The sequence below is a fragment of the Ensifer canadensis genome, from assembly GCF_017488845.2.
GTDB lineage: Bacteria > Pseudomonadota > Alphaproteobacteria > Rhizobiales > Rhizobiaceae > Ensifer > Ensifer canadensis.
The window spans coordinates 3,226,115-3,245,754 of the sequence record NZ_CP083370.1 but is presented as its reverse complement, the minus strand read 5'-3'; the positions used below and the strand labels follow the sequence as shown (position 1 = coordinate 3,245,754).

19 protein-coding genes are annotated in these 19,640 nt (G+C 65.1%); 10 read left to right on the top strand and 9 right to left on the bottom strand.

Annotation, left to right across the window (positions count from 1 at the left end; all coding sequences use genetic code 11):
• Window positions 1-96 precede the first annotated feature (96 nt).
• A complete protein-coding gene (locus tag J3R84_RS15840) occupies window positions 97-1,278 on the top strand; it encodes an acetyl-CoA C-acyltransferase (protein WP_025424948.1) in 1,182 nt (393 codons plus the stop codon).
• A 194-nt stretch (window positions 1,279-1,472) separates the two neighbouring features.
• Here the strand turns inward: J3R84_RS15840 and lpdA are convergent, their stop codons facing one another.
• From lpdA to J3R84_RS15815, 5 genes are all read right to left on the bottom strand, one after another.
• Entirely contained in the window at window positions 1,473-2,867 is a 1,395-nt protein-coding gene (lpdA, locus tag J3R84_RS15835; RefSeq protein ID WP_025424947.1) for a dihydrolipoyl dehydrogenase, read from the bottom strand.
• A gap of 7 nt (window positions 2,868-2,874) precedes the next feature.
• Entirely contained in the window at window positions 2,875-4,158 is a 1,284-nt protein-coding gene (locus J3R84_RS15830; RefSeq protein ID WP_025424946.1) for a dihydrolipoamide acetyltransferase family protein, read from the bottom strand.
• Window positions 4,159-4,160: 2 nt separating this feature from the next.
• Window positions 4,161-5,174, bottom strand: coding sequence for an alpha-ketoacid dehydrogenase subunit beta (locus J3R84_RS15825; protein ID WP_025424945.1), 1,014 nt, complete (start codon window positions 5,172-5,174; stop codon window positions 4,161-4,163).
• A 1-nt stretch (window position 5,175) separates the two neighbouring features.
• Window positions 5,176-6,408 (bottom strand): 3-methyl-2-oxobutanoate dehydrogenase (2-methylpropanoyl-transferring) subunit alpha, encoded by a 1,233-nt coding sequence (locus J3R84_RS15820; RefSeq protein ID WP_025424944.1) that lies wholly within the window; start codon window positions 6,406-6,408, stop codon window positions 5,176-5,178.
• Window positions 6,409-6,738: 330 nt separating this feature from the next.
• Window positions 6,739-8,070: an NAD(P)/FAD-dependent oxidoreductase gene (locus tag J3R84_RS15815; RefSeq protein WP_025424943.1), complete on the bottom strand. Its 1,332-nt coding sequence runs from the start codon at window positions 8,068-8,070 to the stop codon at window positions 6,739-6,741.
• Between the two features lie 186 nt (window positions 8,071-8,256).
• Between J3R84_RS15815 and J3R84_RS15810 the strand changes: the two genes are divergently transcribed.
• Window positions 8,257-8,655, top strand: a complete 399-nt coding sequence (locus J3R84_RS15810) for a winged helix-turn-helix domain-containing protein (protein WP_025424942.1) — start codon at window positions 8,257-8,259, stop codon at window positions 8,653-8,655.
• Here J3R84_RS15810 and modC read toward each other — a convergent pair.
• The 3 genes from modC to modA all read right to left on the bottom strand — a co-directional run bounded on the left by modC (window position 8,630) and on the right by modA (window position 11,295).
• The gene (modC, locus tag J3R84_RS15805; protein ID WP_025424941.1) at window positions 8,630-9,703 is read right to left on the bottom strand and encodes a molybdenum ABC transporter ATP-binding protein; all 1,074 of its coding nucleotides are present in this window, start codon (window positions 9,701-9,703) and stop codon (window positions 8,630-8,632) included. The genes J3R84_RS15810 and modC overlap by 26 nt on opposite strands.
• Window positions 9,700-10,401: a molybdate ABC transporter permease subunit gene (modB, locus tag J3R84_RS15800; RefSeq protein WP_025424940.1), complete on the bottom strand. Its 702-nt coding sequence runs from the start codon at window positions 10,399-10,401 to the stop codon at window positions 9,700-9,702. The genes modC and modB overlap by 4 nt, the downstream gene beginning before the upstream one ends.
• A gap of 102 nt (window positions 10,402-10,503) precedes the next feature.
• On the bottom strand, window positions 10,504-11,295 hold the full coding sequence (modA, locus tag J3R84_RS15795; RefSeq protein ID WP_025424939.1) for a molybdate ABC transporter substrate-binding protein: 792 nt from the start codon (window positions 11,293-11,295) through the stop codon (window positions 10,504-10,506).
• A gap of 209 nt (window positions 11,296-11,504) precedes the next feature.
• Here modA and ung point away from each other — a divergent pair, with 209 nt between their 5' ends.
• From ung to J3R84_RS15765, 6 genes are all read left to right on the top strand, one after another.
• Window positions 11,505-12,203 (top strand): uracil-DNA glycosylase, encoded by a 699-nt coding sequence (gene ung / locus J3R84_RS15790; protein ID WP_025424938.1) that lies wholly within the window; start codon window positions 11,505-11,507, stop codon window positions 12,201-12,203.
• A 128-nt stretch (window positions 12,204-12,331) separates the two neighbouring features.
• The gene (gene cobF / locus J3R84_RS15785; RefSeq protein WP_025424937.1) at window positions 12,332-13,102 is read left to right on the top strand and encodes a precorrin-6A synthase (deacetylating); all 771 of its coding nucleotides are present in this window, start codon (window positions 12,332-12,334) and stop codon (window positions 13,100-13,102) included.
• Window positions 13,103-13,237: 135 nt separating this feature from the next.
• On the top strand, window positions 13,238-14,611 hold the full coding sequence (gene cobG / locus J3R84_RS15780) for a precorrin-3B synthase (RefSeq protein ID WP_025424936.1): 1,374 nt from the start codon (window positions 13,238-13,240) through the stop codon (window positions 14,609-14,611).
• A gap of 2 nt (window positions 14,612-14,613) precedes the next feature.
• Window positions 14,614-15,246: a precorrin-8X methylmutase gene (locus J3R84_RS15775; protein WP_025424935.1), complete on the top strand. Its 633-nt coding sequence runs from the start codon at window positions 14,614-14,616 to the stop codon at window positions 15,244-15,246.
• Window positions 15,243-15,980: a precorrin-2 C(20)-methyltransferase gene (locus J3R84_RS15770; protein WP_025424934.1), complete on the top strand. Its 738-nt coding sequence runs from the start codon at window positions 15,243-15,245 to the stop codon at window positions 15,978-15,980. The genes J3R84_RS15775 and J3R84_RS15770 overlap by 4 nt, the downstream gene beginning before the upstream one ends.
• Window positions 15,977-16,741, top strand: a complete 765-nt coding sequence (locus J3R84_RS15765; RefSeq protein WP_025424933.1) for a precorrin-3B C(17)-methyltransferase — start codon at window positions 15,977-15,979, stop codon at window positions 16,739-16,741. The genes J3R84_RS15770 and J3R84_RS15765 overlap by 4 nt, the downstream gene beginning before the upstream one ends.
• Here the strand turns inward: J3R84_RS15765 and J3R84_RS15760 are convergent.
• Entirely contained in the window at window positions 16,720-17,505 is a 786-nt protein-coding gene (locus tag J3R84_RS15760) for a cobalt-precorrin-6A reductase (protein WP_038576517.1), read from the bottom strand. The genes J3R84_RS15765 and J3R84_RS15760 overlap by 22 nt on opposite strands.
• Here J3R84_RS15760 and cbiE point away from each other — a divergent pair.
• Window positions 17,474-18,715: a precorrin-6y C5,15-methyltransferase (decarboxylating) subunit CbiE gene (gene cbiE, locus J3R84_RS15755; RefSeq protein ID WP_107028392.1), complete on the top strand. Its 1,242-nt coding sequence runs from the start codon at window positions 17,474-17,476 to the stop codon at window positions 18,713-18,715. The genes J3R84_RS15760 and cbiE overlap by 32 nt on opposite strands.
• 164 nt (window positions 18,716-18,879) lie before the next feature.
• On the top strand, window positions 18,880-19,638 hold the full coding sequence (gene cobM, locus J3R84_RS15750; RefSeq protein ID WP_025424931.1) for a precorrin-4 C(11)-methyltransferase: 759 nt from the start codon (window positions 18,880-18,882) through the stop codon (window positions 19,636-19,638).
• Window positions 19,639-19,640 lie beyond the last annotated feature (2 nt).

The following is a 19,640-nucleotide window of genomic DNA, read 5'->3' as shown; positions in this document are numbered from 1 at the left end:
CGATCCGGTCGCTGGCGCCAACAAGTCGCGTTGCACTGCACAATCGCTGCGCTATAGTCGCTTCCAACCGCGAGAGAGGCGGTGCAGGAGGAAGACATGGACAAGCTTGACCCGGTCGTCATCGTTTCGGCGGCACGCACACCGATGGGCGCCTTTCAGGGCGGCCTCAAGGATTTGACGGCGCCGGAGATCGGCGCCATCGCGCTGAAGGCGGCGCTTGCGCGCGCCGGCCTCGATGCCGTCGACGAAGTGCTGATGGGCAATGTACTGCCCGCGGGCGTCGGCCAGAACCCGGCGCGCCAGGCGGCACTCGGCGCCGGCCTCGGCATGGAAACGCCGTCGACCACGATTTCGAAAGTTTGCGGTTCGGGCATGAAGGCGCTGATGCTCGGCCATGACACGCTGCTTTCCGGCGGCGCCACGGCGCTTGCGGTCGGCGGCATGGAGTCGATGACCAATGCGCCCTATCTACTGCCCAAGGCACGCGGCGGTTTTCGCCTCGGCCACGGCGAAGTCAAGGATCACATGTTCCTCGACGGTCTCGAGGATGCCTATTCCGGTCGGCTGATGGGCACCTATGCCGAAGATACGGCCGAGCACTACCAGTTCTCCCGCGAGGATCAGGATGCCTTTGCCCTGCGTTCGCTGGAACGCGCCGTGAAGGCATTGGAGGATGGTTCGTTTGCCGAGGAGACGGTTGCGATCAACGGCGCCGGCAAGCGACAGACCGTAACGCTTGACCACGATGAGCAGCCCGGAAAGGCGGACCCGGCAAAAATCCCGAAGCTGAAGCCGGCGTTCCGTGAAAACGGCAGCGTGACGGCCGCCAACTCCTCCTCGATCTCAGACGGTGCGGCAGCGCTCATCCTGATGCGCGCAAGCGAGGCGGAGAAGCGTGGGCTGACGCCGCTTGCGATCGTTGCCGGCCATGCCGGTCATGCGCAGGAGCCAGCCTGGTTCACCACCGCGCCGATCGGAGCCATTGAGAAGCTGCTGTCAAAGCTCGATTGGGAAAAGAACAGCGTCGGGCTCTATGAAATCAACGAAGCCTTCGCCGTGGTTGCCATGGCTGCGGTCCGCGACCTCGGCCTTTCCGATGACATCGTCAACATCCACGGCGGCGCCTGCGCGCTCGGCCACCCGATCGGCGCTTCCGGCGCCCGGATCATCGTGACGCTTCTGCACGCGATGCGCGCCAAGGGCGTCAGGCGCGGCATCGCCTCCCTCTGCATCGGCGGCGGCGAGGCGACGGCGGTGGGGCTGGAGTTGTTGCAGTAAGGGGGGCATTGTCGCCGCCCTCATTCCTGTGCTTGTCACAGGAATCCAGCAGCGCCGCGTCTGCGGCGCTGAAGGGCTTCTTTCCTCCGAAGAGCTGAATGCGCGATGACGATTCATTCACGGCGCCGACGCGCCGTAGCTGGATTCCTGTGACAAGCACAGGGATGAGGTGAGAGGAGATCGTCTCTCGCCGTTCAGATATGCAGCGCGTGGCCCAAAGCCTTGAGGGCCGCCTCCTGGAACGCTTCCGATTGCGTTGGGTGAGCATGGATCGTGCCGGCGATGTCTTCTAGGCGCGCGCCCATCTCAATCGCAAGTCCGAAGCTTGCCGAAAGCTCGGACACGCCGTGGCCAACGGCCTGGATGCCGAGGACCAGATGGTTGTCGGCGCGCGCGACGACGCGCACGAAACCGTCCTCCGACAGCGTCGTCATGGCGCGGCCGTTCGCCTGGAAGGGAAACTGGCCGATCTTGATCTCGATGCCGCTGGCACGGGCTTCTTCCGGCGATAGTCCTGATGTCACGATCTCCGGGTCGGTGAAGCAGACGGCGGGAATGCAGCGCTTGTCCCAGGCGCGTTTGTTGCCGGCGACGATCTCCGCGACCATTTCCCCTTGCGCCATGGCGCGGTGGGCCAGCATCGGCTCGCCGGTGACGTCGCCGATCGCATAGATGCCGCGCATCGACGTGCGGCACTGGTCGTCGATGCGGATGAATTTTCCGGCGCGGTCGAGATCGATTTCTTCAAGCCCAAAACCTTCGGTCACGGGTTTGCGGCCGACCGTCACCAGAACCTTTTCCGCCGGTACCTCGATCGGCCGACCATTGTGCTCGGCAAGCAGGCTCTTGCCGTCGGCGGAGAGCCCCTTGGCAACTGTCTGGGTGAACACTTCGATGCCGAGTTCGCCGAGCCGCTTGGCAATCGGCTTCGACAGATCGGCGTCATATTGCGGCAGGATGCGCGTCTGCGCCTCGAGCACGGTGACGTGAGCGCCGAGCTTGGCAAAGGCGGTGCCGAGTTCCAGTCCGATGTAACCGCCACCGATGACGGCAACGCTGGCCGGCACGCTTTTCAACGACAGCGCCTCGGTCGACGAAATGATCGAGCCGCCGAACGGCATGTCGGGAAGCTCGATCGGCGCCGAGCCGGTGGCAATCACGATCGCGTCGGCGCGAATGCGCTGCAGGCCGATCTCGGTCTCGACATCGACCGTCTTGCCGTCGACGAAACGGGCGACGCCGATGACGGCCTTAACGCCTGCCTTCTTCAGAAGGCCGGTGACACCGCCGTTCAGCCGGCCGACGATGCCGTCCTTCCAGGCAACGGTGCGGGCGAGATCGATCGTCGGGTTGGCGAGCGACAGGCCGAGCGGACTGCGGCCGGAGGCAGCCGAGCGCAACTTATGGAATTCGTCGGCGGCGTGGATGAGCGCCTTGGACGGGATGCAGCCGACATTGAGGCAGGTACCGCCGGCCTTCGCCTTCTCGACGATGACGGTGTCGACGCCGAGCTGGCCAGCGCGGATGGCGCAGATGTAGCCGCCGGGGCCGGCACCGATGACGAGCAGCTTGCAGGAAATTTCCTTCATGATCGCCTCATGCCTCCACGAAAATCAGCGCTGGCGTTTCGAGCAGAGCCTTCAGCCGCTGCACGAAGGTGGCCGCATCCCAGCCATCGATGACGCGATGGTCGAAGCTCGACGACAGGTTCATGATCTTGCGCGGTACGAATTGCGCACCGTCCCAGACCGGGCGAACCGCCAGCTTGTTGACGCCAACGATCGCGACCTCGGGGTGGTTGATAACAGGGGTCGTGACGATGCCGCCGAGTGCGCCGAGCGAGGAGATGGTGATGGTCGAGCCGGTGAGCTCGTCGCGGGTCGCGGTGCCAGTACGGGCCGCTTCCGCCAGCCGGTTGAGCTCGACGGCGCAATCCCAGATGCCGCGCGCTTCGGCGTGGCGCACGACCGGCACGGTCAGGCCCGCCGGCGTCTGCGTGGCGATGCCGATATGTACCGCGTGGTGACGGTTGATGATGCCGGCGCCATCGTCGAAGGTGGAGTTCACACCCGGCAGATCGGCGATCGCCCGCACAAGCGCGCGCATCAGATAGGGCAGGATCGTCAGCTTCGGCTGATCCGGCTTGCGATCGCGGTTCATCATGGTGCGCAGGTCTTCGAGTGCTGTCATGTCGACCTCCTCCACATAGGTGATGTGGGGGATGCGCGAGGTCGACAGCGTCATCTTCTCGGCGATGCGGCGGCGTAGACCGGTCACCTTGATCTCGTCGATGGCGGTCTTGCGCACGAGCCCGGCAGGGACTGCCACCGGCTGCGCGCCACGGGCAAGAAACTGGTCGAGATCATCATGGGTGATGCGCCCGGCAGGCCCGGTGCCGGTCACCTGGCGCAGGTCGACTCCGCTTTCGCGGGCGCGCAGGCGCACGGCGGGGGAGGCCAGTGCCTTCTCCAGGCGCTCGGATGAAACATGCACGCCGTTCTTGGCCGGGGCCGCCGTCTTCGCCTCGACCTTTGCCGGTTGGCTCGGTGTTGCGGCCGGGGCTTCGGTCTTCGGCACCGGTTTTTCCTCCGCCTTGGCCGCTGGCTTTTCTTCGGCCGCAAGAGCCTCCGTGCCTTCGCCGGCGATTTCGATGCGAACGAGAGGGGCCTTGACCGCCACCGTGTCGCCGATCTCGGCACCGAGCCAGAGCACCGTGCCGTTGACCGGTGAGGGGATCTCGACCGTCGCCTTGTCGGTCATGACGGCGGCGAGGATCATGTCCTCGCGCACGGGATCACCGGGTTTCACATGCCATTCGACCAGTTCGGCCTCGGCCACGCCTTCGCCGACATCCGGCATCTTGATTACGAATTCGCCCATGCTCAGGCCTCCATCACTTCGACGAGCGCGCGTCCGACGCGCGCCGGGCCGGGGAAATAGTCCCACTCCTGGGCATGCGGGTAGGGTGTGTCCCAGCCGGCGACGCGCACGACGGGGGCTTCCAGATGGTAGAAGCAATACTCCTGGACGAGGGAGGCGATTTCGCCGCCGAAGCCCGATGTCAGCGTCGCCTCATGCACGACGACGCAGCGGCCGGTCTTTTCGACCGACTGGACGATGGCGTCGAGATCGAGCGGCAGCAGGCTGCGCAGGTCGATCACCTCGGCGTCGATGCCGGTTTCTTCCACTGCTGCCAGCGCCACATGCACCATGGTGCCATAGGCGACGACGGTGACGGCCGAGCCCTTGCGACGCACTTCCGCCTTGCCGATCGGGATCGTGTAATGCCCCTCCGGCACCTCGCCGAGATCGTGTTTCGACCAGGGGATGACGGGCCGGTCGTGATGGCCGTCGAAGGGACCGTTATAGAGCCGCTTCGGCTCCAGGAACATCACCGGATCGGGGTCTTCGATCGAGGCGATCAGCAGGCCCTTGGCGTCATAGGGATTGGACGGCACCACGACCTTGAGGCCGCAGACATGGGTGAACAGCGCTTCCGGGCTCTGGCTGTGCGTCTGGCCGCCGAAGATGCCGCCGCCGGTCGGCATGCGCAGCACGATCGGGCAGGTGAAGTCGCCGTTGGAGCGATAGCGGATGCGGGCTGCTTCCTGGGTGATCTGGTCGTAGGCGGGGTACATGTAGTCGGCAAACTGGATCTCGACGCAGGGTTTCAGCCCGTAGGCCGCCATGCCGATTGCCGTGCCGACGATGCCGCTTTCGCTGATCGGCGCGTCGAAGCAGCGGGTCTTGCCATATTTCGCCTGAAGCCCTTGCGTGCAGCGGAAGACGCCGCCGAAGTAACCGACGTCCTCGCCGAAGACGACGACATTGTCATCGCGCCCCATGGAGACGTCCATGGCGCTGCGCACGGCCTCGATCATTGTCATTCTGGCCATATCAGTATCCTGCCTTCTGGCGCTGGCGGCGAATATGTGGCGGCATCTCGGCGTAGACGCCTTCGAAGATGTCGCGCACCGATGGCTTGCCGCCGGCATGCAAGGTGCCGTGGCCTTCTGCCTGCTTTTGCGCCTGGATCACCGCGTCGACGATCTCGGCTTCCGCCTGGGTGTGGCGCTCTTCCGACCAGGCGCCACGCAGGATCAGGTGCTTTTTCAGCCGGAGGACCGGGTCGCCGAGTGGCCAGGCTTCCGATTCCGTCTTCGGCCGGTAGGCGCTCGGATCGTCGGAGGTGGAATGTGCTCCGACCCGGTAGGTGACATATTCGATCACCGTCGGGCCGAGGTTGCGCCGGGCGCGCTCCGCCGCCCATTTGGCGACCGCATAGACGGCGAGATAGTCGTTGCCGTCGACGCGCAGTGCCGGGATGCCGAAGCCGAGGCCGCGGGCGGCAAAGGTGCCGGAGCCGCCGCGGGCGATGCCCTGGAAGGTCGAGATCGCCCACTGATTGTTGACGATGTTGAGGATAACAGGCGCCTTGTAGGTGGAGGCGAAGACGAGCGCTGAGTGGAAGTCGGATTCCGCCGTCGAGCCGTCGCCGATCCAAGCGGCCGCGATCTTGGTGTCGTTCTTGATCGCCGAGGCCATGGCCCAGCCGACAGCCTGGACATATTGCGTGGCGAGGTTGCCGGAGATGGTGAAGAAGCCATGTTCCTTGGAGGAATACATGATCGGCAACTGGCGGCCGCGCAACGGATCGCTCTCGTTCGAGAAGATCTGGTTCATCATCTCGACCATCGGGTATTCGTCGGCGATCAATAGGCCCGCCTGGCGATAGGTCGGGAAGTTCATGTCGCCCTTGTTCAGCGCCTTGCGGAAGGCGCAGCTGACCGCCTCTTCGCCCAGATGCTGCATGTAGAACGAGGTCTTGCCCTGCCGCTGCGCCATGACCATGCGCGCATCGAAGGCGCGCAGCGTCATCATGTGCTTGAGGCCGGCCAAGAGTTCGTCGTCCGACAACAGCCCGGCCCAGGGGCCGACCGCCTCACCGTCGCGGTTGAGTACGCGGATGATCGAATAGGCGAGGTCGCGGATCTCTTCCGGGGCGACATCGATTTCCGGCCTCGGAACGGAGCCCGCCTTCGGAATCTTGACGTTGGAAAAGTCCGGCTCGCCACCCGGCCGGACGGCCGGTTCGGGGACATGCAGGCTAAGTCGATCGGGATCGCTCATGCGGTTTCCGGCCTCCCTCCGGAGTGCGCGACGCGCACCAGTCAGCATCGGGGAAAACGGGATGTCGCCGCATGGCAAAAGTGGGCGGGACCACCTGCGGGCTCCTCCGCCCCAGATCGTCACGCCTTCCTCCTCAGCCCGTTCTCCCGACGGGAATGCACACAGACTGCCATGAGTTCAGGGGCTTATGAAGGCCTTTCGGCCGCCCGGGCTGCTTGCAGCAGAAGAAAGACAGATTCCTGCCATCGCCATGCCAGCGGCAGATGCGGCTGCGATTCCAGGTCCGGCTCACGCGTAATTTTCTTGCGCGACCACTTGCCGTTCGGATGATCAAACCGGCGGAGCGATGGTGATCGGGGTGCCGTCGGAGAAACGTGAGAGGCGAAAAGGTGTGGGGTCGACGATCGGTTTTTGACCGGTAACGAGGTCGGCGACCAGATGTCCGGCCCCTGGGCCGATGCCGAAGCCATGGCCGGAAAATCCTGCGGCGACGACCAGGCCGGGCAGGCTTTCGACCGTAGAAATCACCGGCACGGCGTCGGGCGTGACGTCGATCAGGCCGGCCCAGACCTGCTGTACGCGAGCGTCGCGGAGGGACGGCAATGCCTTTTTTGCTTCATCGAATGCGCGCAGCGCGGAATGCTGATCGGGTTGCGGATCCAGCACCCGGTGCCGCTCGAAGGCGCCTGGGCGGTTGAGTGGAACGGAACCGATCTCGAAGAGTTCGCGCCAGCTCTGGGCACTGAGGCCGACCTGGACGGAATCGCCCTCGGCCTTCCGCGCCGGTTGGAAATCGCGGAAAAAGGCGACACTATCAGGCACAACGGGGTGCAGATTGGCGCCACCGTCGGCAATCGTGTAGCCGCCGTCGAGGCGTTTGCGATAGGCGTAGCTGCCCGTCGCGCCCGCGCCCTCGGGGCCGCCCGATACCGCACTGGTCCGGAGCACTGTGTTGCGCACTTTCAGTTGCGGCAGCCGGATGCCGAGCCCCTTGAGGAAGAGGCGTGACCAGGCGCCCCCGGCCACGACCACGGTCGCGGTTTCGATCCGGCCCTTCTCGGTGACGACGGCACTGATCCGGCCGGCCGTCCTCTCGACACCGCGGACGGCACAGCCGGACAGAACGCGGGCGCCGGCGCGCCTGGCTCCGGCAACGATTGCCGGTACCGCCTTTTGCGGTTCGGCCCTGCCGTCGCTCGGCGTGTGCAGCGCGCCCCAGTAGCGGATGCCTGCGCCCGGCATCAGGTCTTGTGTTTCTTCGGCCCCGATCTGCCGGCTGTCGACGCCATAGGGTCTTGCCATGGCAAGCCACGCATCGCGGTTGGCGATATCGGCATCGTTTTCGGAGATGTAGAGGATGCCGCTGCGGCGAAAGCCGGTTTCGCCTGCAACGCGGGCATCGAGCGTATCCCAGATCTTCAGCGCTTCGATCGCCAGCGGTATCTCCCGTTCGTCACGGCCCATGACGCGCACCCAACCCCAGTTGCGGCTCGACTGTTCCGCTCCGGGCACACCCTTTTCGCAGAGCACAACATCGATGCCGCGTTCGGCGAGAAACAGTGCGGTGCTGGCACCGATGATGCCGCCACCGACGATGACGACATCGGCTTTCGCCGGTTGGATCTGATCGGTTTCGACGGCATCGAGAGGGGGACCGGGCATGAGGGCAAGCTTTCAGGCGGGGTTTTGCGGACGCGCCATCGGTACATGCCGGCATCGCCAGATCAAGGCCCGGATTCTAGCCTTTCTGCACCCTTGATGTTTTGCCCGGTTCGGCCGATGTGAAATCGGCCGGGCCTGGCTTCAGACCGACTTTCGATTTGGCGCGCAAACTTCTATGTTTCGCGCATGAGTGACCGACCCGACGACCTTCGCCCTATTCTGCGCATCGACTTTCCGCCAGGGGACCGACTTGGGCGCGGCAAGATCATGCTTTTGGAACTCATCCGCGAGACCGGATCGATCTCGGCTGCCGGCCGCGCTATGGACATGTCCTACCGCCGGGCGTGGCTTTTGGTCGATGCGCTGAACCGGATGTTCCGGGAACCGTCGGTCGAAAGCCAGCGTGGCGGCAAACAGGGTGGTGGTGCGATGCTGACACCGTTCGGCGAAACGCTGATCCGCCGTTATCGCGAAATGGAGGCGAAGGCGAAGGCCGCCATCGCCGATGATCTCGCCTGGCTGGAGGCAGTCCGCGATCGGGAGCAGGCGAGTGCGCCTGTCAGTGATCGATCGCCACGGACTTGATGATCGCGTGGACCGGCTTGCCCTGATAAAGCTGGAGCGCATCGCGTGAAAAGGTGGTGATGCGGGCGGCGATCGTCGCGCTTCCGCAGTCCACCCGCACATCGACACTGCCGTTTTCGCCCACTGTCAGGTCGACGATCGTTCCCTCCAGCACGTTTAGAGCGCTGATGCCTTCAGGACGAACCGTCGCCAGCATGACGTCGCGTGCGGCAATATGCAGGCGCAGCGCGTGCCCCGGCGCCACGTCGATCCTTTGCACCCGGATCAGCCGGTCGCCGACCCGGACGGTTGTCAGATCGTGGGTGGCGTCGTGCATCTCGACCACGCCTTCGAGCAACACGCCCGCTTCGCGCCGGCCGGTTGCCAGTGCCGCCGCCGGCGCGCTCAACACTTCGGCGGCGGCGCCCGATGCCTTTACGCGGCCGTTCTCCAGCACGACGACCCGTTGCGCCAGGCGCGCGACCTCACTCACGGAGTGGCTGACATAGACGATCGGCACGCCCGCATCGTCGCGCAATCGCTCGAGATAAGGCAGGATCTCGGCCTTACGCGCATCGTCGAGCGCGGCAAGCGGCTCGTCCATGAGCAGCAGGCGGGGGGCGGCAAGCAAAGCGCGGCCGATGGCGACGCGCTGCCGCTCGCCGCCCGAGAGCGCCGAGGGGTTGCGCTCGAGCAGATGGCCGATGCCGAGCATGTCGACGACACGCGCCATGTCGGCCGCCTTTCCTGACCTGCCGGCAAACCAGCGGCCATAGGCAAGGTTGCTGCCGACGCTTAAGTGCGGGAACAGCCGAGCTTCCTGGAAGACATAGCCGAAGCGGCGGCGATGCACCGGCGTGAAGATCCGTCGTTCGCTGTCGGCGATGATGTCGCCGTCCAGCACCACGCGGCCGCTTTCCGGCTTCATCAGTCCGGCGATGATGTTGATCAGCGAGGTCTTGCCTGAGCCCGAGCGGCCGAACAGCGCGGTGACGCCGCCGTCGGAGGTGAAGGTGGCGTCGACGGAGAAATCCCCGAGCCGATGGCGGGCTTCAACGAGAAGGCTCATGCGGCAACCGTTCGCTTGGCGGCGGCGTTTGCCAGCAGCTCCGAGAGCATCAGCGCCGCCATGGAGATGATCACCGAGATGATCGTCAGGCGCATGGCGCCGGCATCGCCGCCCGGCACCTGGGTGAAGGTGTAGATCGCAGACGACAGCGTCTGCGTTTCGCCGGGGATGTTGGAGACGAAGGTGATGGTCGCGCCGAATTCGCCCATCGCCTTGGCGAAAGCGAGGATCATGCCGGCGATGATGCCTGGCAGGATCAAGGGCAGCGTGATGGTGAAGAACACCCAGACCGGCCCGGCGCCGAGCGTGGTTGCGGCATCCTCGAGCTTGCGGTCGACCGCCTCGATCGACAGCCGGATACTGCGAACCATCAAGGGGAAGGCCATGACGGCGCAGGCGAGTGCCGCGCCGGTCCAGCGGAAGGAAAAGACGAGGCCGAAATTCTCGGCGAGAAAGGCGCCGATCGGTCCGCGACGGCCGAACAGCAGCAGCAGCAGGAAGCCGGTGACGACGGGGGGCAGGATCAGGGGCATGTGAACGAGGCCGTTTAGCGCCGTCTTGCCCCAGAAGCGTCCGCGGGCAAGCAGCATGGCGACCCCAAGCGCAAACGGCAGGCTGCAGACCATCGCAACCGTCGCCACGCGCAGGCTCAGCAGGATCGCCGTCCATTCCGCCTCGCTCAACTCCAACCAATCCAAAGTCATCCCACTCCCGGTCGAAATGCCCAGCGCCGCGCGATGTCCGCGCGGCGCTGGAGAAAGATAGATGCTTCGCCCGTTTCTGGACAGGCGCCGCACGCGCTATTTCAGGATAGTAAAGCCCTGCTTTTCGAAGAGCGGCGCTGCCTTGTCGGACTTGATGAAGTCGACATAGGCGGTCGCGTCGGCGTTCTTGCTGTCCGTGGTGACTGCGATCGGATAGATGATCGGCGGATGGCTGTCCTCGGGGAAGGTTCCGACGATCTTGACGCCCGGATCGGCTGCAGCGTCGGTCTGGTAGACAATGCCATAGGGCGCTTCCCCGCGCGAAACGAGCAGCAGTGCGGCGCGCACGCTCTCGGCGCCCGCAACCTTCTGTTCGACGCTCGACCAGACGCCGAGCTTTTCAAGCGCTGCCTTGCCGTATTTGCCGGCCGGCACGGAATCGACTGCACCCATCGCCAGGCGACCGTCACCGAGTAGCGTTGCCAGATCGAAGCCCTGCTTGATGTCGACCGGCTGCGCGTCTGTCTTGCCCGAGATGAGAACGATGCTGTTGCCGAGCAGGTTGGCACGGGTGTCGTCCTTGATCAGCTTCTTCTCGGCCAGATAGTCCATCCAGGCGAGGTCGGCGGAGATGAAGACGTCAGCCGGTGCGCCCTGTTCCACCTGCTTGGCGAGCGCGGAGCTGGCCGCATAGGAGACGGTCGTTTCCTTGCCGCTTTCTTTCTGCCATTCGGCATTGATCGCATCGAGCGCGTTCTTCAGGCTCGCGGCAGCAAAAACGGTTACCTTGTCCTCGGCCATGGCGGCGCTTGGCGCGAAGGTCGCGCCGGCCCAGGCGACGCCAAGGGCGAGCACCAGCCCCTTCAGCCATTGTCTGCGTTGCATCATCAGTCTTGCCTCCATCAAGTTCGTGATATTTTTCAGGATATAACGATATCTCATCCTGATTAGCGTTGTATCCATTGAAATACAATGCTGCTCGAAAGCGCTAGTAAAAGCCGTGAAACAAGCGGCTCGTCGCGCGGTTAGCGCTTGCGGCTGCGGGTGATCGCTCTAAATTCCGGGGCGGCAAGCGGATGAAACGGACCGGAGGCGTGATGGAAACGGCAGTGAAGCTCGAAGAAAGCTGGAAGGCGGCGTTGGAGCCCGAATTTTCCAGCGCGTATATGGGCGAACTCAAGCAGTTCCTGGTCGGCGCGCGCAGCGAAGGACGGCAGATCTTTCCGCGGGGACCTGAATATTTTCGGGCGCTCGATCTGACGCCGCTCGACAAGGTGCGCGTCGTCATCCTGGGGCAAGACCCGTACCACGGTGACGGCCAGGCGCACGGGCTCTGCTTCAGCGTGCGTCCGGGCGTCAGAACGCCACCTTCGCTCGTCAACATCTACAAGGAACTGAACGCCGACCTCGGTATTCCACCGGCTCGTCACGGCTTTCTCGAAAGTTGGGCGAAACAAGGCGTGTTGCTGCTCAACAGCGTGCTGACGGTCGAGCGCGGGCAGGCGGCTTCACATCAAGGGCGGGGCTGGGAGCGCTTCACCGACGCGATCATCCGCGCCGTCAACGAGGCCGATCACCCGGTGGTGTTTCTGCTGTGGGGTTCCTACGCGCAGAAGAAAGCCGCCTTCGTCGACCGCTCGCGCCATCTCGTTTTGCGGGCGCCGCATCCCTCGCCGCTCTCGGCGCATTCCGGCTTTCTCGGTTGCCGGCACTTTTCCCAGGCCAATGCCTTCCTCGCCTCGAAAGGCTTTGAGCCGATCGACTGGACGCTGCCGGAAAATCCGGAGGCACCTTAAGCGCGCGCGCCAAGCAATGACGCCGACGGCTGGGAGCGTGTCGCGGGCGGGTCTTGTGTCTCAATCGGCAATCCGCCAAAGACACTGCAACACTTTGATCTGCTGCAGATAACAAAGGCGAGGACCGCGTGCGAAAACTTCTGATCATCGGCATCGGCTCCGGCAACCCCGAGCATATGACTGTACAGGCGATCAATGCGCTCAACCGCGCCGACGTGCTGTTCATCCCGACCAAGGGTGAGAAAAAGACCGAGCTTGCGGAGGTGCGCCGCGAGATCTGCGCGCGCTACGTCACGCGCGCCGACAGCCGCACGGTCGAATTCGCTGTGCCGGTCCGCCGCACCGAGGGCGTCAGCTATGATGGCAGCGTCGACGACTGGCATGCCCGCATCGCCGAAATCTACGAGCGCCTGATCGATGGCGAACTGACCGAAGACGGAACCGGCGCCTTTCTCGTCTGGGGCGACCCAATGCTCTATGACAGCACCATCCGCATCGTCGAACGGGTGAAGGCGCGTGGCAAGGTCGCGTTCGACTATGACGTTCTTCCCGGCATCACCAGCCTGCAGGCGCTTTGCGCCAGCCACCGCATTCCGCTGAACCTTGTCGGCAAACCGGTCGAGATCACCACCGGGCGCCGCCTGTCCGAAAGTTTTCCGAAGCGCAGCCAGACGTCGGTCGTCATGCTCGATGGCGAGCAGGCATTCCAGCGGATCGACGATCCGGACGCCGAGATCTACTGGGGCGCCTATCTCGGAACGCCAGACGAAATCGTCATCTCCGGCCGCTTGGCCGACGTCAAGGACGAGATCCTGGCGACCCGCGCAAGGGAACGCCAGCGCATGGGGTGGATCATGGATATCTACCTCTTGCGCAAGGGTGCCGATTTCGAGGAATAGCCGCTGTTGTGCCTGCTTTCTCCAGGCTTTTCCCGTCGTCTTTGATCTCTCTCAACGTCGGTGGCTGTGCTATAGCGTCTGGTGAAAAAAAAGCCCAACGAGAGGGCGACCGCTGGGAGCGACCGAGACAAGACTATGAGCAGTTGCGCCGTGCCGACATCGCAAACAATGGATGCCGCCGCCTCTATGCGCCGGGGTGCGTGCCCGTCGCTTGCAGCACCGATGCCGACCGGCGATGGCCTGCTGGTGCGGCTGCGGCCGCTCGACGGCAGCCTGACGCTTTCCCAGTTCTCTGATGTCGCTGAGGCCGCCCGGCAGTTCGGCAATGGCATCCTGGAAATTACCGCGCGCGGCAATCTGCAGGTCCGCAGGCTGACGGCATCGACCGTTCCCGGCCTTGCCCAAGCGATCGGCGAAGCGGCGATCGTGGTCCCCGATGGAGTTGCCATCGAGACGCCACCGCTTGCCGGCATCGATCCGGAAGAGATCATCGACCCACGGATCCTCGCTGCCGTGCTGCGCAAAGAGATCGCCGCACGAGGCGCTGCACTGCGGCTGGCGCCGAAGCTCGCCATCATCGTCGATGGCGGCGGCCGGTTCCACCTCGGCGATACGGTTGCCGATCTCCGTCTGCAGGCTGTCGGGCGCGGCGGGGACGTCTGGTGGAACCTATCGCTTGCGGGAACCGCTGCAACGGCGAAGCCCATTTGCGCGCTTCGAACCGAGGCGGTCGTGCCGATCGTTATCCGGATTCTTGCAGCGCTGACCGACATCGGGCCGGCTGCGCGTGGCCGGGATCTCGAGATCGATGCGGTGCAGATGCTCTGTCCGGTGGGCGCCGACTTTGTCGAGATCGTTCCGGCTCCGATGTCGGTGTCTCCGGTCGTCGGTATCCACGATCTCGGCTCGACTGGTGCTGTCCTTGGCCTTGGGCTCGCCTTCGCCCAAATCGACGCTATCAGCCTCATCGCCCTTCTGCGGCAAGCCGCGGAGCTTGGGGCGCGAGAAATCCGGCTTGCGCCCGGCCACAGTTTCTTCATGCTGGGTCTGGAGCCGGAAGCGGCCGAAATCGTCCAGCGGCTGGCGCTGGCGCAGGGCTTTCGTATTGCAGCGGATGACCCGCGAAACCACATTGCCACCTGCGCCGGCAGCACCGGCTGCGCTTCCGCATGGATGGACACCAAGGCGATGGCGCGGCTATGGGTGGAAACGGCGCCGGATCTGCTCGACGGCTCGCTGACGGTGCACCTCTCCGGTTGCGTCAAGGGCTGCGCCCGTCCGAAGGCGTCGGCGTTGACGCTGGTGGGTGCGCCATCAGGATATGCGCTTGTCGTAAATGGGGCGGCGAAGGATGGCGCGAATGCCTACACCGATGAAAATGGAATGAAATCCGCGCTGGAACGGCTGGCTGGCCTGGTGCGGGAAAACAAAGACGCTGGCGAATCGGCGCGGTCCTGTCTTACACGGCTGGGTGCCGCGCGCGTCTCGGCTGCGTTCGAACAGGGATAGAAATGCCTGAGTATGATTACATCCGGGATGGCAACGCCATCTATGAGCGTTCCTTCGCCATCATTCGGGCAGAAGCCGACCTTTCCGCCTTCTCCGAGGAGGAAGCCGATCTCGCGGTGCGCATGGTTCATGCCTGCGGCCTCGTCGAGGCGTCGAAGCAATTCGTGTTCTCTCCCGATTTCGTCACCGCTGCCCGCGGCGCCCTGAAGAACGGCGCGCCGATCCTCTGCGACGCCGAGATGGTGGCGCGGGGCGTAACGCGGGCGCGCCTGCCTGCAGGCAACGAGGTGATCTGTACGCTTCGCGATCCGCGCACCGCGGAACTGGCAGCCGAGATCGGCAATACCCGGTCGGCTGCGGCACTGAAGCTCTGGGGTGAGCACATGGCTGGTGCGGTCGTCGCGATCGGCAACGCGCCGACGGCGCTCTTCTATCTGCTCGAAATGCTGCGCGATGGCGCGCCGAAGCCGGCTGCGATCATCGGCATGCCGGTCGGTTTCGTAGGTGCTGCGGAATCGAAGGATGCGCTTGCCGAGAATTCCTATGGCGTGCCCTTCGCCATCGTGCGCGGTCGCCTCGGCGGCAGCGCCATGACGGCTGCAGCACTCAATTCGCTAGCGAGGCCGGGCCTGTGAGCGGGGCAGGCATGGGCCGGTTGATCGGCGTCGGCACAGGCCCCGGCGATCCGGAGCTGCTGACGGTCAAGGCCGTCAAGGCGCTGGGCGAGGCGGATGTGCTTGCCTATTTCGCCAAGGCAGGCCGCAGCGGCAATGGCCGCGCTGTTGTCGAGGGGCTGTTGAAGCCCGGTCTCATCGAATTGCCGCTCTACTATCCCGTGACCACCGAGATCGACAAGGACGACGGCGCCTACAAGAGCCAGATCACCGATTTCTACAACGCTTCTGCTGACGCAGTCGCCAGGCATCTCGAGGTCGGGCGGACCGTTGCGGTGCTGAGCGAGGGCGATCCGCTGTTCTATGGTTCCTACATGCATCTGCATGTGCGGCTTGCCGGGCGCTTCCCGGTCGAAGTCATCCCCGGTATCACCGCCATGTCCGGCTGCTGGTCGCTTGCCGGCTTGCCGCTGGTCCAGGGCGACGACGTCCTGTCGGTCCTGCCGGGCACGATGGCGGAAGGTGAGCTTGGACGACGCCTTGCCGATACCGAGGCCGCCGTCATCATGAAGGTCGGGCGCAACCTGCCGAAAATCCGCCGGGCGCTTGCCGCCTCCGGCCGGCTCGACCAGGCCGTCTATGTCGAGCGTGGCACGATGAAGAACGCGGCGATGACGGCACTTGCCGAAAAGCCCGATGACGAGGCGCCATACTTCTCGCTCGTGCTCGTTCCCGGGTGGAAGGACAGGCCATGACCGGCACGCTCTATGTCGTCGGCACGGGCCCCGGCAATGCCGAGCAGATGACGCCGGAGACGGCGCAGGCGGTCTCAAACGCGCAGGAATTCTTCGGCTACATCCCCTATCTCGATCGCCTCAACCTCAGGCCCGACCAGATGCGCATCGCGTCGGACAATCGCGAGGAGCTTGATCGCGCACAGGCGGCACTGACGCGCGCTGCTGCCGGCGCCAAGGTCTGCATGGTATCGGGCGGCGACCCCGGCGTCTTTGCCATGGCGGCTGCTGTCTGCGAAGCGATTGACAAGGGACCGGCGGAATGGAAGTCCGTCGATCTCGTGGTGACGCCCGGCGTCACCGCGATGCTGGCGGTTGCCGCGCGCATCGGCGCGCCGCTTGGCCATGATTTCTGCGCCATCTCGCTGTCCGACAACCTGAAGCCCTGGGAGGTCATCACCAAGCGGCTGAAGCTCACGGCGGAAGCCGGGCTGGTGATCGCGCTCTACAATCCGATCAGCAAGGCACGGCCCTGGCAGCTCGGCGAGGCCTTCGAAATCCTGCGCGGCGTGCTGCCGGCAACAGTGCCGGTGATCTTCGGTCGCGCCGCCGGCCGGCCGGATGAGCGCATCGCCGTCATGCCGCTCGGCGAGGCCGACGCCAGCCGCGCCGACATGGCGACATGCGTCATCATCGGTTCGTCGGAAACGCGCATCGTTGCGCGCGAAGGCAAGCCGGATCTGGTCTATACGCCGCGTTTCTATGCGGGAGACAGCCATTGATCGATGCGTTCGAGCGCGGCATCGCAGTCGCTCACCGACAGCACGTCGGTGGGCTTGCGGCGCTCGACCATGATCACCGCGATCCCCAGCCTGCGCGCAGCCGCGATCTTTCCATAAGTTGCGGCTCCGCCACTGTTCTTGGCGACGATGACGTCGATGCGATGAGCCCTAAGCAGATCGATCTCGTCCGTTTCGGCAAATGGGCCGGTGGCAAGGATCGCCGTCGCGTCCGGCAGTTTCAGGGGCGGGGTCACCGGGTCGACGCTGCGGATGACGTAGCTGTGCTGCGGCGCAGTCTCGAAATGAAAGGCCTCCTGCCGGCCGATGGCGAGAAAGACACGGCGCGGGGCGTCGCCAAGGGCCACGACCGCCTCCGCAACGGTGCCGACGCCGGTCCAGTTGTCGCCGGCTTCCGCTTGCCACTGCGGGCGCTGCAGGGCGAGCAGGCGCACCCGCGCAGCCTTTACCGCCGCGGCGGCGTTTTGGGAAATCCGGGCGGCGAAGGGGTGTGTCGCGTCGACGACCAGCGCGATCTGTTCGGCGTTGAGGAAGGCTGCGAGCCCCTCGGCGCCGCCAAAACCGCCGATGCGGGTCTTGACTGGCTGCGGGCGCGGATCGGCCGTACGGCCGGCAAGCGAGATCATGGTGTTGTAACGCATGTCACCGGCAAGGCGGGATGCCAGTTCGCGGGCCTCGGTCGTCCCGCCAAGAATGAGAATGCGAGGTTTTTCCATGGCTGAGGTGTCGAACAGCGATCCGGCCATCGTCTCCCCCTGGTTGACCATCATCGGCATAGGCGAGGATGGTGTAGCCGGTCTCGGCGACGAGGCCAAGCGGCTGATTGCCGCTGCGCCGGTCGTCTATGGCGGTGCCCGCCACATGGAGCTGACGCACTCGCTGATAAAGGGCGAGGGCCGCGTCTGGCAAAGCCCGTTCGGCCGCTCGGTCGAGGAGATCGTTGCGCGTCGCGGCAGCCCGGTGGTCGTGCTCGCCTCAGGTGATCCCTTCTTCTTCGGCGTCGGCGCCACGCTTGCGCGCCGCGTCGCCGCGCCTGAGATCCGCACGCTTCCGGCACCGTCCTCCTTCAGCCTTGCCGCCTCACGTCTCGGCTGGGCACTGCAGGAGGCAACGCTCGTTTCGCTGCACGGCCGGCCGATCGATCTAGTGCGGCCACACCTGCAGCCCGGCAACAGGGTGCTCGCTCTGACCTCGGATGGGGCGGGACCGAAGGCGCTCGCCGAGCTGCTCGCAACAAGCGGTTTCGGTCAGTCCAGGCTTACGGTTCTGGAGGCCCTTGGCGGCGCCGGCGAACGCGTGACGACGCAGATTGCCTCGCGCTTCATGCTGGGTCTGGTCCATCCGCTCAACGTCTGCGCCATCGAGGTGGCCGCTGATCAGGGCGGACGGGTGCTGCCGCTTTCGGCCGGGCGCGACGACACGCTGTTCGAACATGACGGCCAGATCACCAAGCGGGAGGTGCGGGCGCTGACCCTTTCGGCGCTGGCGCCGCGCAAGGGCGAGCTGCTCTGGGATATCGGCGCCGGTTCCGGCTCGATCGGCATCGAATGGATGCTGGCCGATCCGGCCATGCGGGCGATCGCCATCGAGGCCTCGCCGGAGCGCGCGGCGCGTGTCGGCCGCAATGCCGAGGCATTCGGCGTGCCCGGCCTTACCGTCGTCGAAGGCAAGGCGCCGGCGGCTCTCTCAGGCCTGTCGCGTCCCGATGCAATCTTTATCGGCGGTGGCGGCAGCGAGCCTGGCGTCATGGACGCAGCCGTTGCGGCGCTTGGCAGCGGCGGCCGGCTTGTCGCCAACGCGGTTACGACGGAAATGGAAGCGGTGCTGCTTCAACGCCACGCGCGGCTCGGCGGATCGCTGATCCGCATCGACATCGCCCGCGCCTCGCCGGTCGGCGGCATGACGGGATGGCGCCCGGCGATGCCGGTGACGCAATGGTCCTGGACCAAGGCCTAGAGCATGTCGCGCAAAAGTGTACCGCGGTTTTGCGACAACGGCACGCGAAAGAACATTCGCGCAAAAGGGCGGAGCGTTTTACGTCCGACTTGCGCAATTATGAGATGGCGTGGATCCACGATGCTGTGTGCAAAGGGGACGCTCCAAAACATTCGGAGAGACACATGACGGTACACTTCATCGGCGCCGGTCCGGGAGCGGCGGACCTGATCACGGTTCGCGGCCGCGATCTGATCGGGCGCTGCCCGGTCTGCCTTTATGCCGGCTCGATCGTCTCGCCGGAACTGCTGCAATATTGTCCGCCCGGCGCCCGCATCGTCGATACCGCGCCGATGTCGCTCGACGAGATCGAGGCGGAATATGTGCGCGCGGCGGAAGTCGGCGAGGATGTCGCCCGGCTTCATTCCGGGGACCTCTCGGTCTGGAGCGCGGTTGCCGAGCAGATCCGCCGGCTGGAAAAGCACGGCATCGGCTATACCATGACCCCCGGCGTGCCGGCCTTTGCCGCCGCGGCCGCGACGCTCGGTCGCGAGCTGACCATTCCGGCGGTCGCCCAGAGCCTGGTGCTGACGCGGGTTTCCGGTCGTGCCTCGCCGATGCCCAACACCGAGACGCTTGCCGGCTTCGGCGCCACCGGCTCGACCCTTGCCATCCATCTCGCCATCCATGCACTCGACCAGGTCGTTGCGGAACTGACACCGCTCTATGGCGCCGAATGCCCGGTGGCGATCGTCGTCAAGGCGTCGTGGCCGGATGAACGGGTGGTGCGTGGCACGCTTGGCACCATCGCCGCCAAGGTGGCCGAGGAGCCGATCGAGCGCACCGCGCTGATCTTCGTCGGTCTGGGACTGGAAGCGTCGGATTTCCGCGAAAGCTCGCTCTACGATCCCGCCTATCAGCGCCGCTTCCGCGGGCGCGAGTAGGC

Coding starts and splice junctions, on each gene's coding strand:
- J3R84_RS15775 (WP_025424935.1), top strand. CDS start 14,614: ATGCCTGAGTATGATTACATCCGGGATGGCAACGCCATCTATGAGCGT.
- cobG (WP_025424936.1), top strand. CDS start 13,238: ATGAGCAGTTGCGCCGTGCCGACATCGCAAACAATGGATGCCGCCGCC.
- J3R84_RS15840 (WP_025424948.1), top strand. CDS start 97: ATGGACAAGCTTGACCCGGTCGTCATCGTTTCGGCGGCACGCACACCG.
- J3R84_RS15830 (WP_025424946.1), bottom strand. CDS start 4,158: ATGGGCGAATTCGTAATCAAGATGCCGGATGTCGGCGAAGGCGTGGCC.
- J3R84_RS15815 (WP_025424943.1), bottom strand. CDS start 8,070: ATGCCCGGTCCCCCTCTCGATGCCGTCGAAACCGATCAGATCCAACCG.
- cobM (WP_025424931.1), top strand. CDS start 18,880: ATGACGGTACACTTCATCGGCGCCGGTCCGGGAGCGGCGGACCTGATC.
- J3R84_RS15820 (WP_025424944.1), bottom strand. CDS start 6,408: ATGAGCGATCCCGATCGACTTAGCCTGCATGTCCCCGAACCGGCCGTC.
- J3R84_RS15825 (WP_025424945.1), bottom strand. CDS start 5,174: ATGGCCAGAATGACAATGATCGAGGCCGTGCGCAGCGCCATGGACGTC.
- modC (WP_025424941.1), bottom strand. CDS start 9,703: ATGAGCCTTCTCGTTGAAGCCCGCCATCGGCTCGGGGATTTCTCCGTC.
- lpdA (WP_025424947.1), bottom strand. CDS start 2,867: ATGAAGGAAATTTCCTGCAAGCTGCTCGTCATCGGTGCCGGCCCCGGC.
- modA (WP_025424939.1), bottom strand. CDS start 11,295: ATGATGCAACGCAGACAATGGCTGAAGGGGCTGGTGCTCGCCCTTGGC.
- J3R84_RS15760 (WP_038576517.1), bottom strand. CDS start 17,505: ATGGCCGGATCGCTGTTCGACACCTCAGCCATGGAAAAACCTCGCATT.
- ung (WP_025424938.1), top strand. CDS start 11,505: ATGGAAACGGCAGTGAAGCTCGAAGAAAGCTGGAAGGCGGCGTTGGAG.
- cbiE (WP_107028392.1), top strand. CDS start 17,474: ATGGCTGAGGTGTCGAACAGCGATCCGGCCATCGTCTCCCCCTGGTTG.
- J3R84_RS15810 (WP_025424942.1), top strand. CDS start 8,257: ATGAGTGACCGACCCGACGACCTTCGCCCTATTCTGCGCATCGACTTT.
- J3R84_RS15765 (WP_025424933.1), top strand. CDS start 15,977: ATGACCGGCACGCTCTATGTCGTCGGCACGGGCCCCGGCAATGCCGAG.